This window comes from Nocardioides alpinus, from assembly GCF_900112035.1.
Classification (GTDB): Bacteria; Actinomycetota; Actinomycetes; order Propionibacteriales; family Nocardioidaceae; genus Nocardioides; species Nocardioides alpinus.
The window spans coordinates 1-13,736 of record NZ_FOKC01000001.1 but is presented as its reverse complement, the minus strand read 5'-3'; the positions used below and the strand labels follow the sequence as shown (position 1 = coordinate 13,736).

Sequence of the window (13,736 nt, the reverse complement as noted above, 5' to 3'; positions counted from 1 at the left end):
TCCTCGTGGCTGGGACGACCCGGTGCCGTCCTCACCATGATCACGAAGCTGACGACGCCCGTCAGGACATCCGGCTCGGTCAGATGCCCGGCTGGTCCCTCAGGAAGCCGGACAGGAGGTGCTGGAACGCGCGCGGACGCTCGACAGCGGGGGCGTGACCGCAGCGGCCCAGCACGTGGAGGTCGACGTCGCCGAGGTGGTCCATCAGGGGCAGCGAAGAGGTCTGGACCGGGGTCACCCGGTCCTGCGCGCCGTGGACGAGGAGCACCGGTGCCCGTACGGCGGCCAGGGTCTGCGCCGACAGGGTGAGGTCGTCGGACCACCGTTGCCGGGGCGCGGGAAACATGTCGGCGAACGAGGCCGCGCCGGCCTCCATCGCCGCTGCTCGTGCCTGCACCGCCGCCTCGGTCACGAGCGACTGGTCGTGGAACAGCCGGCCCAGCATGTCGCGCGCTCCGTCGGGGCCGGGCGGAGCGGCCCAGAGCGCGTCGAGGTCCGGGGAGAGCGGTGCACCCGGTGCGCCCATGGTCCCCACCGCGACCACGCGGGCGACCTGCTGGGGACGGGCGGCAGCCAGCGCCAGGGCGACGGCGCCGCCCATCGAGTGACCCACGACGGCGTACGACGAGACCCCGAGCGAGTCCATCAGCGCGGCAGCCTCGTCGACCCACAGCTGCAGCCCGCCCCGCGAGCCGGGCGGGAGCGGCGAGTGGCCGAAGCCCGCCTGGTCGGGGGCGACCGCGTGCCAGTCCGGGCCGAGGCCCTCGATCGTCGCTCCCCACGCCCCGGCCCCGGTCGTGCCGGGGCCGGAGCCGTGGAGGAACAGCACGACCGGAGTGCTCATGCCGGGTCGGAACCGACAGACTCCGAGAAGAGCTTCATCATCGCGCGGCCGAACTGCGGCATGTCAGGCCATCCCCGGCAGGAGACGAGGTTGCCGTCGACCACGTCGGGCGCGTCGATGACGGTCGCCCCGGCGTTCTCCATGTCGCCCGTGATGGGCGGGAAGCATGCTGTCTTGCGTCCCTTCAGCAGTCCGTAGACCGCCGGCACCTGCGCCCCGTGGCAGACCAGGGCGATCGGGAGGTCGCGGGCGAAGAAGTGCTCGGTGATCCGTCGGACGTCGGCGTCGACCCGGATCCATTCCGGGGCGCGGCCGCCGGGGATGATGAGCGCGTCGTAGAGCTCGACGTCGACATCGGCCCACGGCACGTCGACCGGCAGCTTGCGACCGTTCTTCTCGACGTAGGCGTCGGAGTTGGGGTCGAACTCGTGGATCACCAGCTGCACGTCGCGCATGGTGCGCGACGACACGTCGACGTCCCACCCACCCTCCTGGACGCGGTAGTAGGGATACATGGTGTCGAGCTCCTCGGCGGCGTCGCCGGTCAGGAGCAGCGCTCTGGGCACCTGCGGTCTCCTTGCACTTGCGGGGGATGGGATGGAGAGATCGGATCCGATCCGATCGGATTTCACGGGATCGGCCCAAGAATGGCGTGACGCGGGTCACGCGTCAAGACCTCAGGGAGAGACCTGCTCCCGCTCGGCCGCGTCGAACAGGCGGCGGAACCGGTCGCGGGACAGCAGGATGTGCCGGCGCATGGCATAGGCGGCGGCGTCGGCGTCGCGCGCGGCGATCCCGGCCAGCACCTCGTCGTGCTCGCCCATCGCCAGGAACGTCACCTCGGTGTCGTAGACGAGGCGGAACAGGTGCACGTGCGTGTGCAGGCGGGCCAGTGCCTCGCGCACGATCGGGTTGCCCGCGCTCGCGGCCACGAGGTCGTGGAACGCTGCGTCGCGCAGCCCGAAGGCGCCGTAGGCCAGGTGGCCGTCGCCCTCTGCGAGGTCGGCCATGTCCTCCAGCATCCGGCGCAGGCCGTCGACCTGCTCGGACGTGGCACGCTCCGCGGCGTGCCGTGCTGCGGCGGGCTCCAGGAGCAGGCGGAGCTCCACCATGTCCTCGAAGCGGTGGCGGGTGATCTGAGGGGGGATCCGGTAGCCGGCATTGGGCACCCGTACGACGAGCCCGTCGGCCTCCATCCGGTTGAGCGCGTCGCGGATCGGTGTCTGCGACACCCCGAGCTCGCGGGACAGTGCATCGATGGTCACGCGTGAGTCCGGGACGATGCGCAGCGACATCAGCTGCCCGAGGAGGGTGTCGTACACCTCGTCGGCCAGCCTCCCGCTGGGTCGGTGGACGAGCGGGGCGCCGTCCTCTCCGCGCGGTCCGCGATGGTGCTGCTCGATCGTCACTTCGCCGTCCACGTGGGGAGGTCCTTTCTCCGACATGCTGCACACCTGTTGACAGCAGCTGGTCCGCTGCCCCATGCTCTCGCCATTCCGATCGTATAGGAAATGATCCGTCAGTGAGAGCACCGTCGGGCAGATCCTGTCACCCCCGTCTACCCCCGGAGCTCCCATGAGCATGCTCGGCGTCCTACGCGGACCGCAACAGGTCCTGTTCGGGGCCGGACAGCGGCACGCGCTCGGGGCCGTCACGGCCGCCCTCGGCTCGCGGGCACTGATCTGCACCGATGCCCGTTTCGGGGCGACGGCCGAGTTCGCCGGCCTGGTCCGCCTGCTCGAGGAGGCGGGGGTCCACGTCACGACCTACGCCGAGGTGCTGCCCGATGTCCCCGTGCACCAGGTGAGCGAGTGCGCCGAGCTCGCGGCCCGCATGGCTCCCGAGGTCGTCATCGGCATGGGCGGTGGCAGCTGCCTCGACCTCGCCAAGGCGGTCGCCGTGCTGCTCACCCACGGTGGCCAGCCCTCGGACTACTACGGCGAGTTCCGGGTGCCGGGACCGGTGCTGCCGGTCGTCGCGCTCCCGACCACCGCGGGCACCGGGTCCGAGGTCACCCCCGTGGCCGTGCTGACGGATCCCTCGCGGGTGAGCAAGGTCGGCATCTCGAGCCCCTACCTCATCCCGCACGCCGCGATCTGCGACCCGGAGCTCACCCTCGGCTGCCCGCCCGGGCTCACGGCGAGCGCCGGGGCGGACGCGCTGTCGCACGTCATCGAGGCCTTCACCGCAGTGCGCCGACCGGTGTCGGCCGAGCTCGCCACCGAGCGCGTGTTCGTCGGCAAGAACGAGCTGACCGACACCTTCGCCCTCCTCGGGGTCCGGTTGATCGCGGGCAGCCTGCACCGCGCGTGGTCGTCCCCGGACGACGTGGGAGCCCGGGAGGCGATGATGCTGGGCGCCACCGCGGGGGGATTCGCCCTCGGAACTGCCGGGACCGCTGCGGCGCACGCGATCCAGTACCCCGTCGGAGCCCTCACCCACACCCCGCACGGCATCGGGGTCGGGGCTCTCCTGCCCTACGTCATGGAGTTCAACCGCCCCGCCCGGATCCCGGAGCTGGCAGTGATCGCGTTGGCGATGGGCGCGTCCGCGGACGCCTCTCCCGAGGACCTCGCCGACCAGGCGATCGACCGTGTCGCCACGCTGCTGGCGTCGGTCGGTGTCCCGTCCACTCTCGCCGAGCTGGGCCTCCCGCAGGACCGCCTGCGGTGGACGGCCGAGCAGGCGATGGGGGCCGAGCGTCTGGTCGCCAACAACCCGCGACCGCTCGACGTGGACGCCCTCGAGCACATCGTCCGTGCCGCCCACTCCGGTGACCGCGCCGCCCTGCGCGACGTCGGGACCGGGTCCACCCCCGCCCTGGCCGTGACCGGAGATGCCCGATGACCGTCCTGGACGCAGCCCTGCACCCGATCGTCGAGGCGATGTCGGTGCCCACCGAGCTGCTCGTGGGAGGCGCCTGGCGCCCCGCGGGCACCGGACGTCGACTGGAGGTCTCCGACCCGGCCACTGGCACGGTGCTCGCCACGGTCGCAGATGCCGACTCCAGCGATGCAGCGGCGGCCGTCGATGCGGCGGCCGCCGCAGCCCCGGACTGGGCGGCGACCGCCCCGCGCATCCGCGCCGACCTGCTGATGAGGGCGTTCGCGCTCATGCACGACAGGCGCGAGGAGCTCGCCCTCCTCATCAGCCTGGAGAACGGCAAGTCGCTGGCAGACGCGCGCTCGGAGGTGACCTACGCCGCCGAGTTCTTCCGCTGGTACGCGGAGGAGGGCGTCCGGCTGCGGGGTCAGGTGGGCATGTCGCCGAGCGGTGCCAACCGCCTGCTGGTCAGCTACCAGCCCGTGGGGGTCAGCGTGCTCATCACGCCCTGGAACTTCCCGGCCGCGATGGCCACCCGCAAGATCGCCCCAGCCCTCGCCGCGGGGTGCACGACGGTCCTCAAGCCGGCAGCCGAGACGCCGCTCACGGCGCTGGCAGTGGCGGCGATCCTCGAGGAGGCCGGCCTGCCTGCGGGCGTGCTCAACGTGGTCACCACCTCCACCCCCGGTCCGGTCGTGGGCACGATGCTCGCCGACCGTCGTACGCGCATGCTCTCGTTCACCGGTTCCACCGAGGTCGGCCGCCTGCTCCTGCGCACCGCTGCGGACAACGTCCTCAAGTGCGCCATGGAGCTCGGTGGCAACGCCCCGTTCGTCGTCCTCGCCGATGCCGACCTCGAGGCAGCGCTCGAGGGTGCGATGATCGCCAAGATGCGCAACGGGGGGCAGGCGTGCACCGCCGCCAACCGGTTCTTCGTGCACGCCGACGTGCACGACGCGTTCGTCGACGGGCTCGTGGCGCGCATGGCCGCGGTGAAGGTCGGTCCCGGTCCCGACGAGGACTCGCAGTGCGGCCCCCTCATCAACGCCGAAGCGGTCCGCAAGGTGGACGGACTGGTGCGGGACGCGATCGAGCGCGGCGCCCGGGCCGTCGTCGGTGGCAGTCCGGCCGACGGGCCCGGCCACTTCTACCCGCCGACCGTGCTGGTCGACGTCCCCCTGGACGCGCGGATCCTGCACGAGGAGGTCTTCGGACCGGTGGCCCCCGTGGTCGGCTTCGAGCGCGAGGAGGACCTGCTCGCGCTGGTGAACGACACGGAGTTCGGTCTCGTCAGCTACCTCTACACCGCTGACCTCGCGCGCGGTCTGCGTCTGGCGGAGGGCATCGAGAGCGGAATGGTCGGCCTCAACCGCGGACTGGTCTCGGACCCCGCCGCCCCGTTCGGTGGCACCAAGCAGAGCGGCCTCGGCCGCGAAGGCAGCACGGAGGGACTCCTCGAGTTCCTCGAAGCCCAGTACGTCGCGACGTCCTGGTGACGGCGGCGACCCCACAGCTCGGAACGACAGCTCGGAACCACAGCTCGGACAGCTTCTCGGACCACCACCCCCAGGCAACAGCCCCGATGCAGGAAGCAGGAAGACAGATGCGGTACGCACAGCGAGCGGGACGAAGGTCCCTCCCCGGCCGGCCGGTCCGGCTGGCCACAGCGGCCATCGTGATGGCCACGGTCCTCGCGGCCTGTGGCGGCGGGGGCGACGACGGTGACGGCGGCAGTGAGGCTGGCGGCACCAAGGCACCGGCGACCATCCCCGAGCTCAGCGACGAACCGCAGACGCTCAGCTTCGTCTGGTTCGAGTGGCCCCCGGCCCAGGCCCTGGAGGACTTCGCGAACGCGGAGTACACCAAGGAGCGGCCGAACGTCACCATCGAGGTCAACACCGTGCCGAACGCCAACTGGCACGACGCGATGTTCACCCAGTTCGCTGCCCAGCAGACCGACTTCGACATCGCGATCCTGGACTCCCAGCACATCGGCGAGGCCGTCACCAACGGCAACATCCTCGACCTCACCGACTTCGTCGAGGAGAACATCGACGTCGACGCCTACGACCCCTACCTGCTGGCCGCCTACGGCCAGTACCCGCAGGCCGAGACCGGCCAGCGCGACGAGGACGCCAGCCTCTACGGCCTCCCGCTGCTCGGCGACACCTGGACGATGATCTACCGCAAGGACCTCATCGGCGACGAGCCGCCGGAGACCTGGGACGAGATGATCGCCGCCGCCCAGAAGTGCCAGGACGAGAACCCGGGCGTCAGCGGCCTGGCCTTCCACCAGGCCAACGGCTCCGACGCCGCGGCCGTCACCTACAACACGGTCAACGGCGTCTACGGCGGGAACCTGTGGGAGTCGGCTGACAAGAAGATCGAGGGCGTCATCAACGACGAGGCCGGCCAGAAGGCCATGGACGTCCTGGTCAACGAGATGAAGCCGCTCACCGCCAAGGGCTCGGGCAACTGGTTCATCGACGAGGTCAACGCCGCCGTCGCCCAGGGCAAGGCCTGCATCGCGTTCCAGTGGATCGCTGCCGCCGGCGGCCTGGTCGACCCGGCGCAGTCGACGCTCGGCACGACCGAGGACGAGATCCTCGACAAGCTGGGCTTCGCCACCCTCCCGTCGCAGGACACGGACTTCGTACCGCTCGGTGGCATGGGCATGCACATCTCCGCGTACGCTCCCGACGATCGTCAGGCCGAGGCACTCAACTTCATGAAGTGGTTCGAGCAGGAGGACATCCAGAAGAAGTGGGCCGCCGCCGGTGGCGTGCCGGCACGCACCGACGCCATCCAGTCGCCGGAGTTCCTCGAGGCGGGGCCGTTCAACCAGGTCTACGCCGACTCGGTCTCCCGGATGCGTGACATGTGGAACGTCCCGGAGTACGCCCAGCTCATCGACATCGAGAACACCAACGTCAACGCCGCGCTCAACGGGGCCAAGAGTCCTGAGGACGCGCTGAACGACATCGCCGAGCAGCAGCAGGGCGTGCTCGACGGCGGCGGCGGCGGGCTGTGACCTGACCGATGACGACCACGACCGACCGCCCGGTGCAGGAGGCGTCCCCGACGCCTCCTGCACCGGGGGGTTCCCCCCGTCTCAGCGACCGCGGCCTGGCCGTGGCGTTCATCTCCCCGGCGTTGTTGCTGCTGCTCGGGATGTCGGTGTTCCCACTGCTGTGGGCGCTCTACCTCTCCTTCACCGACTACTCGGCCACACGCGCGACCGGAGCCAACTTCGTCGGCTTCGACAACTACATCACCATCCTGACCTCGTCCGAGGTGCACACGCGTGCGTTGACGACGTTGGTCTACGTGGTCGGGGCGGTGCTGCTCCAGACCGTGCTCGGCTTCTCGATCGCCTACCTGATCTCGCGGCGCACGCGCGGTCGGGGTGCGCTGACGACCCTGTTCCTGGTGCCGATGATGCTCTCGCCCGTGGTGGTCGGCCTGTTCTGGAAGTTCATGCTCGACGCGCAGTTCGGCGTGATCAACTCGATGCTCGGGTCGCTCGGCTTCGGGCAGGTGGAATGGCTCACCCGGCAGCGGACCGCGCTGTTCTCCCTCATCGTGGTCGACACCTGGCAGTGGACGCCGTTCATCATGCTCATCGCACTCGCCGGGCTCACGGCCGTCCCGTCCTACCTCTACGAGGCCGCGTCCATCGACCGCGCCTCGGAGTGGTTCCGGTTCCGGCACATCACCCTGCCCATGGTCTGGCCGCTCCTGCTCATCGCGGTCATGTTCCGCGCCATCGAGGCCTTCCGGCTCTTCGACCTCGTCTACATCCTGACCAGCGGCGGGCCAGGCGTCTCCACGGAGACCTTGTCCTTCCACGTCTACAAGGTCGCGTTCCTCGGGTTCAACACCGGCACCGCGTCCGCGTACGGGATCCTCATGGTCCTGGTGGTCATCGTCCTGGCGCAGTTCTACCTGCGCTACCTCAACAAGCTCAAGGAGGGCTGATGGCCATCACCATCGACGAGGCCGTGCCCGGCCCGGCCCCGCACGCGGCGCCGCGGGCGCGCCGCCGTGGCGGCAGGGCGCGGAGGGTGGTCGAGGTCGTGCTGCTCGTGGCCCTGGCCGCGGCGATGCTCTTCCCGGTGCTGTGGATGCTGGAGACGTCCATCAAGGAGAACCGCGACGTCTACGCCGTGCCGGCGAAGTTCTTCAACTTCGACTTCACCCTCGACCACTTCAAGGACGTGTTCGTCAGTCCCGACGGCGGCCGGTCCGACCTGTCCGTCTCGTTCCTCAACTCCGTCATCGTGGCCGGCGCGTCGACCGTGCTGGCCACCGTGCTGGGGGTCCCGGCGGCGTGGGCGTACTCGCGCTTCACCCTCAAGGCCAAGAAGGACCAGCTGTTCTTCATCCTGTCCACGCGCTTCATGCCGCCCGTGGTGGTCGTCATCCCGATCTTCCTGATGTACCGCGAGCTCGGGCTCATCGACAGCAAGCTCGGTCTGATCCTCATCTACGCCGCCTTCAACGTCCCCTTCACCATCTGGATGATGAAGGGCTTCGTCGACGAGGTGCCGTCGGAGTACGAGGACGCCGCCATGCTCGACGGCTACACCCGCCTGCAGGCGTTCTGGAAGTTCACCCTGCCGCTGCTCGTGCCCGGTATCGCCGCAACGGCGGTCTTCGCCCTCATCTTCTCCTGGAACGAGTTCGTGTTCGCCATCTTCCTCACCTCCAGCCAGGAGGTCCGTACGGCACCTCCTGCCATCGCCGGCCTCATCGGCGGCACGACGGTGGACTGGGGCCTCGTGGCCGCGTCCGCGGTCGTGTTCGCGATCCCCGTGCTCGTGTTCGCCTTCCTGGTGCGCAAGCACCTCGTCGCCGGAGTCACCCTCGGGGCGGTGCGTCGCTGATGGCGGGCATCGAGGTCACCTCCCTGCACAAGCGCTACCCCGACGGGACGGTCGCGGTGGAGCACGTCGACCTGTCGATCGGCGACGGCGAGCTCTTCGTGATGCTCGGTCCGTCCGGCTGTGGCAAGACCACCACCCTGCGAGCGATGGCCGGCCTGGAGCGACAGACGTCCGGCGACATCCGCATCGGCAGCACGCTGGTCAACGACCTGCCGCCGGCCGAGCGCGACATCGCCATGGTGTTCCAGTTCTACGCCCTGTACCCCCACCTGAAGACGCGCGACAACCTCGCCTTCCCGTTGCGGGCCGAGGGGCTGCCCGAGTCCGAGGTCCGCGAGCGGGTCGCCGAGGCGTCCCGCATGATGCGGCTCGACGCCCTGCTGGACAGGCGACCCCAGCGGTTGTCCGGGGGCGAGCAGCAACGCGTCGCTCTGGCCCGCGCACTCGTACGACGTCCGCGGGCGTTCCTCATGGACGAGCCGCTCACCAACCTCGACGCAGAGCTGCGCGCCGACATGCGGACCGAGATCAAGCACCTGCAGGCCCAGCTGGGCACGACGATGGTCTACGTCACGCACGACCAGGTCGAGGCGATGTCGCTCGGCCACCGGATCGCGATCCTCAACAAGGGCCGTGTGGAGCAGGTCGGCACGCCGCTGGAGGTCTACGACCGGCCCGCGAGCCTCTTCTGCGCCGCCTTCATCGGCTCGCCGCCGATGAACCTCATCGAGGTGGAGGTGGACGACGGGTCGCTGCGCGGCCCCGGCGGCCTCCGGCTCACCCCACCGGCAGGCCTGCCGCGCGACCGCACGCTGGTCGCCGGTGTACGGCCCGAGGCGCTCGAGGTCACCGTGCCCGGCGCCGAGGGCTCGGTCCCGGCCCGCGTGATCTCGGCGGAGGTGCTCGGCGACGAGATCATCTACGTCCTCGACAACGGCGGTGAGCGCGACGTACGGGTCCGGATGCCACCGACCGTCCGCTTCGCCGCGGACGCCCCGGTCGGGCTCCGCCATGCCGGCGGGACCCCGCCGGTCTACGACGTGAACACGGAAGAGCTGGTGGCCTGATGGGAACCGTGGCAGCGCACGAGCTGCGCAAGTCCTTCGGTGAGGTGCAGGCCCTGGACGGGGTCACGCTGGACGTCCCGGACGGCTCGTTCTTCGTGGTCCTGGGGCCCTCCGGTGCCGGCAAGACCACCACCCTCCGGGCGCTCGCCGGACTCGAGAAGCTCGACGGTGGAACGGTCCACCTCGACGGCCGTGACGCGACGCGCGACACCCCGGCGGCACGTGACCTGGCCATGGTGTTCCAGAGCTACGCCCTCTATCCGCGGCGCACTGCGTACGAGAACATCGCGTCGCCCCTGCGTGCGCGTCGCGCCTCCTCGGGCGAGATCAAGGAGGCCGTCGACCAGGTGTCGGCGCTGCTCCACATCGAGCGGCTGCTCCAGCGGCGCCCGGCCCAGATGTCGGGTGGCGAGCAGCAGCGTGTCGCCCTGGCTCGAGCGTTGGTACGCCGTCCGCGCGCCTTCCTGATGGACGAACCGCTCACCAACCTCGACCTCAAGCTGCGCGTCGAGATGCGCACGGAGCTCACCCGCATCCACCGGACCCTCGGTGGCACCTTCGTCTACGTGACCAACGACCAGGTCGAGGCGCTGTCCATGGCCGACCAGGTCGCGGTGCTGAGGGAGGGCAAGGTCCAGCAGGTCGGCACGCCGACCGAGGTCTACGAGCGACCCGCCAACCAGTGGGTCGCCGGGTTCGTCGGGAGCCCCCGGATCAGCCTGCTCGCCTGCCACGCCGAGGGAGACCAGCTGGTGGGGGAGCAGGGCTGGACGCTCCCGCGCCCGCGCTGGACCAACGCGCAGGACGGTCGTCCCCTCCTCCTCGGCCTGCGTGCCGAGGACCTGTCGGTCGAGAAGCGCAGCGACGCGTCGCTGTCGGGAGAGCTCTACGGGCTCGAGCCGCTCGGTGACCGCACCGTCGTCGACGTCAAGGTCGGCACGGAGATGCTGAAGGTCAAGGCACGTCCCGCCGTCACCGGTACGCCGGGGGAGCGGATGTCGGTCGCCGTGGACCTGGACCGCGCCCACCTCTTCGACGCCGACACCGGACTGACCCTGTCCGAGGTCGGCCGCTAGCCGGACCGGCGATGAGGAGTGGACTGGAGGGTGAGCTGCTGAGGGTCCTGCGTGACGGAGGGCCACAGACCAAGAACCAGCTCGCCACCGCGTTGGGCGTGCCGCGCACGACGCTCACGGCGTCGCTGCGCTGCATGGCTGCTGCCGGTCACGTCGAGGACGGACCCGTCGCGGCGAGCTCAGGAGGCCGTCGGTCGGTCACCGTCCGCATCGCCGGCGGACGGCGTCTCCTCGTCGTCTCCCTGGGCGAGGACACGGCACGCGTTGCCGTCCTCGACGGTCACCTGACCATCTCGGCCGGGGTGAGCATCGACCTCCAGGACCGCGACCCGGACGCCGAGTGGCTCGCGGACACGGTGCGCCGCGCGGCCCGTCGGCTCCTCGGGCCGGAGGCGCCGTCCGCTGTCGGGATCGCTGTCGCCGACCGTGGGACCGACCTGGAGGTGACCCTCGCCGAGCGACTGGCGGAGGCCTGTCCCGGCGCGCCTGTCGCGGTGCTCCCGTCCGTGCGTGCCATGGCGCTGGGGGAGATGCGGTCAGGCGGCACCACCGGTGTCGATGACTTCGTGGCCGTCCGGCTGGGCGGCAGTGTCACCACGGCCGCCGTCGTGGGGGGACACCTCGGGCTCGGAGCCAACGGCCGGTCCGGGGAGATCGGTCACCTGCGGGTGGAGGAGTTCGGGCCTGCGTGCGGCTGCGGACTCACCGGTTGCCTGGACTCCTTCATCAGCGCGAGCGCACTCGTCACGCAGGCCACCAGCCTCGTGGGACGGGGGCGCTCGCCCGCGCTCGCAGCGGTGCTGGACCACGCCGGTGCCCTCGACCTCCGTGACCTGGTCACCGCGGGCCGCGCCGGCGACCCCGTCGTCGGCCAGGTGGGCCGCGACCTGGGCCAGCGACTGGGACGGGTGGTCGCAGGCATGGTCGCCCAGTCCAACCCCCGACGTGTCGTCGTCGGAGGCCCGGTGGCGGCGATGGGCTCGCTCTTCCTGGGCGACCTGCGGGCCACCGTCTACCGCGTCGCGCCGCACGCGCTGGCCGAGGGGCTCGAGATCACCCTGAGCGACCCGGACGGCCGCGCCGACCTCATCGGCAGCGCCTCGGCGGCCATGACGGCATGGATCGGACAGGATTTCTCCACCTCAGGCGGAGAACTTCCGATGGCGATGGTCAGAAGTCCGCGTTGAACGGTCACAACTGACGATTTCCAATCGGAAATGCCGGATCACGTCTTGTGACTCCGGTTGCGCTGCCTTAGTTTGGGCGTTGCCCCAACAAAGAGTGACGCCGATCACACCGCGCCACGGGGCTTTTACGATCTGATCTGATTCGTCGGCCCCTGCCGCCAACGGTCCGGTCCTCCCCCCGCCCGCCCACCACCCCCGGCAGCACCGAGCGCGGAGAGGAGCGAGCATGACGAACCTGACGCAGACACTGTCGGACCAGGGCGTCACCCACCCCGACGTGCGTCGGTCGAACCTCGGCCTCGCCCTCCGCCACCTGCGCGACCACGGACCTCGGTCGCGGGCGACCCTCGCCGCCGACCTGGGCATGACCCGCTCGACGGTCTCGACGCTCGTCTCCGAGCTGATCGAGCGCCGCCTCCTCACCGACGGCCCGCTCGTGCAGAACGCTGTCGGCCGCCCCAGCACCGCCGTCGAGCTCGACGGCCGCAGCGTGTGCGGCATCGGGGCCGAGATCAACGTCAACCACGTGTCGACGATGGCGCTCGACCTTCGGGGGGACGTCGTGGAGGAGCGCAAGCTCGCTCTCGACGCCCGCTCCCTCGACGCCGCGCTGGTCCTCGGCCACCTGGCCGACCTGGTCCGCGAGACCGTGGCCTGCCTCGACGAGCGCGGTGCCTCGACCGTCGGCCTCACCGTCGGTGTCGCGGGGCTCTACGACCAGACGAGGGACGTGCTGACCCACGGGCCCAACCTCGGGTGGTACGACGTACCGGTCGGGACAATCCTGCGCAGCGACCTCGGCGGGACCTTCCCCGTCGTCGTCGACAACGAGGGCAACCTCGCGGCGGCCGCCGAGGTGAGCCCCGGTGACCCCGGCCGCCAGGACATCCTGGTGCTGCACGGCGAGATCGGCGTCGGCGGTGGCATCGTGAGTGGTGGCCGGCTGCTGCGCGGGAGTCACGGCTACGCCGGCGAGTTCGGCCACATGATCGTCGAGCCCGGCGGGCGGCAGTGCGGGTGCGGACGCCAGGGATGCTGGGAGACCGTGAGCGGCCTGCGCGCCCTGCTCGAGATGGCCGCCGACCCCGACGACCCGATCCGCAACCCGGCGATGGCGCTCGACGACCGCCTGGCCGAGATCAACCGCCGCGCGCACCTGAGCGACGCACGCACGCTGCAGGCGCTCGAGGACGTCGGCGTGTGGGTCGGGATCGGCGCAGCCATCCTCGCCAACGCCCTCAATCCGGCGGCCATCGTGCTGACCGGCTACTACGCCGCCGTCGGGCACCACATGCGCTCCGCCGTCGAGCGCGAGCTCCGCGCCGGCGTCCTTGCCCCCGACTCGGGCGGCACCCGGGTCGAGCTGTCGACCCTGGGCTTCAGCGCCGCCGTCCGCGGCGGTGCCACCGCCTCCCTCGAGTCCGTCTTCGCCGATCCCACCCAAGTCCCTCGTCGGGCCGCTGTCGCAGGAGCCGTCGTATGAGCACCCCCGAACCGCTGTTGCGGATGACCGGCGTCGTGAAGAGGTTCCCCGGCGTGCTGGCGCTCGGCGGGGTCGACCTCGATGTGCGTCCCGGTGAGGTGCACTGCCTGCTGGGGCAGAACGGTGCGGGGAAGTCGACGTTGATCAAGGTGCTGTCGGCGAGCTACCAGCCTGATGAGGGCGAGATCCTCTGGCAGGGAGAGCCGGTCGCCCTGGCCACTCCGCAGGCGGCGATGGACCTCGGTATCTCCACGATCTACCAGGAGCTCGACCTGGTCCCCGGCCTCTCCGTCGCGGAGAACGTCTTCCTCGGGCACGAGCTCTCCTCAGCGGGGATGAGCCAGCGGGGCCAGACGAACCGCGCGACGGC

The 13,736-nt window shown here is 70.6% G+C and carries 13 protein-coding genes; 10 read left to right on the top strand and 3 right to left on the bottom strand.

Annotated features, from left to right (window positions below; all coding sequences use genetic code 11):
• Nucleotides 1–79 precede the first annotated feature (79 nt).
• From BM127_RS00065 to BM127_RS00055, 3 genes are all read right to left on the bottom strand, one after another.
• Complete coding sequence (locus tag BM127_RS00065) at nt 80–844, bottom strand: alpha/beta fold hydrolase (protein ID WP_091192831.1); 765 nt, start codon at nt 842–844, stop codon at nt 80–82.
• Complete coding sequence (locus tag BM127_RS00060; RefSeq protein ID WP_091192829.1) at nt 841–1,410, bottom strand: DJ-1/PfpI family protein; 570 nt, start codon at nt 1,408–1,410, stop codon at nt 841–843. The genes BM127_RS00065 and BM127_RS00060 overlap by 4 nt, the downstream gene beginning before the upstream one ends.
• A 111-nt stretch (nt 1,411–1,521) precedes the next feature.
• Nucleotides 1,522–2,265 (bottom strand): GntR family transcriptional regulator, encoded by a 744-nt coding sequence (locus BM127_RS00055; protein WP_198554447.1) that lies wholly within the window; start codon nt 2,263–2,265, stop codon nt 1,522–1,524.
• Between the two features lie 154 nt (nt 2,266–2,419).
• On the opposite strand from BM127_RS00055, the gene BM127_RS00050 reads away from it, so the two are divergent.
• From BM127_RS00050 to BM127_RS00005, 10 genes are all read left to right on the top strand, one after another.
• Nucleotides 2,420–3,691, top strand: coding sequence for an iron-containing alcohol dehydrogenase (locus BM127_RS00050; protein ID WP_091192823.1), 1,272 nt, complete (start codon nt 2,420–2,422; stop codon nt 3,689–3,691).
• Nucleotides 3,688–5,163, top strand: a complete 1,476-nt coding sequence (locus tag BM127_RS00045; protein WP_091192820.1) for an NAD-dependent succinate-semialdehyde dehydrogenase — start codon at nt 3,688–3,690, stop codon at nt 5,161–5,163. Before BM127_RS00050 ends, BM127_RS00045 begins: the two co-directional genes overlap by 4 nt.
• A gap of 107 nt (nt 5,164–5,270) precedes the next feature.
• A complete protein-coding gene (locus BM127_RS00040; protein WP_091192818.1) occupies nt 5,271–6,698 on the top strand; it encodes an extracellular solute-binding protein in 1,428 nt (475 codons plus the stop codon).
• A gap of 8 nt (nt 6,699–6,706) precedes the next feature.
• Nucleotides 6,707–7,645 carry a carbohydrate ABC transporter permease gene (locus BM127_RS00035; protein WP_091192816.1) on the top strand — a complete coding sequence of 313 codons (939 nt, stop codon included), beginning with the start codon at nt 6,707–6,709 and terminating at the stop codon, nt 7,643–7,645.
• A complete protein-coding gene (locus tag BM127_RS00030; protein ID WP_091192815.1) occupies nt 7,645–8,553 on the top strand; it encodes a carbohydrate ABC transporter permease in 909 nt (302 codons plus the stop codon). Before BM127_RS00035 ends, BM127_RS00030 begins: the two co-directional genes overlap by 1 nt.
• Complete coding sequence (locus BM127_RS00025) at nt 8,553–9,620, top strand: ABC transporter ATP-binding protein (protein WP_091192813.1); 1,068 nt, start codon at nt 8,553–8,555, stop codon at nt 9,618–9,620. The genes BM127_RS00030 and BM127_RS00025 overlap by 1 nt, the downstream gene beginning before the upstream one ends.
• Complete coding sequence (locus BM127_RS00020; protein ID WP_091192810.1) at nt 9,620–10,696, top strand: ABC transporter ATP-binding protein; 1,077 nt, start codon at nt 9,620–9,622, stop codon at nt 10,694–10,696. The genes BM127_RS00025 and BM127_RS00020 overlap by 1 nt, the downstream gene beginning before the upstream one ends.
• 11 nt (nt 10,697–10,707) lie before the next feature.
• Nucleotides 10,708–11,883: an ROK family transcriptional regulator gene (locus BM127_RS00015; RefSeq protein WP_091192809.1), complete on the top strand. Its 1,176-nt coding sequence runs from the start codon at nt 10,708–10,710 to the stop codon at nt 11,881–11,883.
• 226 nt (nt 11,884–12,109) lie between these two features.
• Nucleotides 12,110–13,366, top strand: coding sequence for an ROK family transcriptional regulator (locus BM127_RS00010; protein WP_091192807.1), 1,257 nt, complete (start codon nt 12,110–12,112; stop codon nt 13,364–13,366).
• The coding region (locus BM127_RS00005) for an ATP-binding cassette domain-containing protein (protein WP_139227518.1) at nt 13,363–13,736 on the top strand (374 nt) is incomplete at its 3' end. The genes BM127_RS00010 and BM127_RS00005, both read left to right, overlap by 4 nt.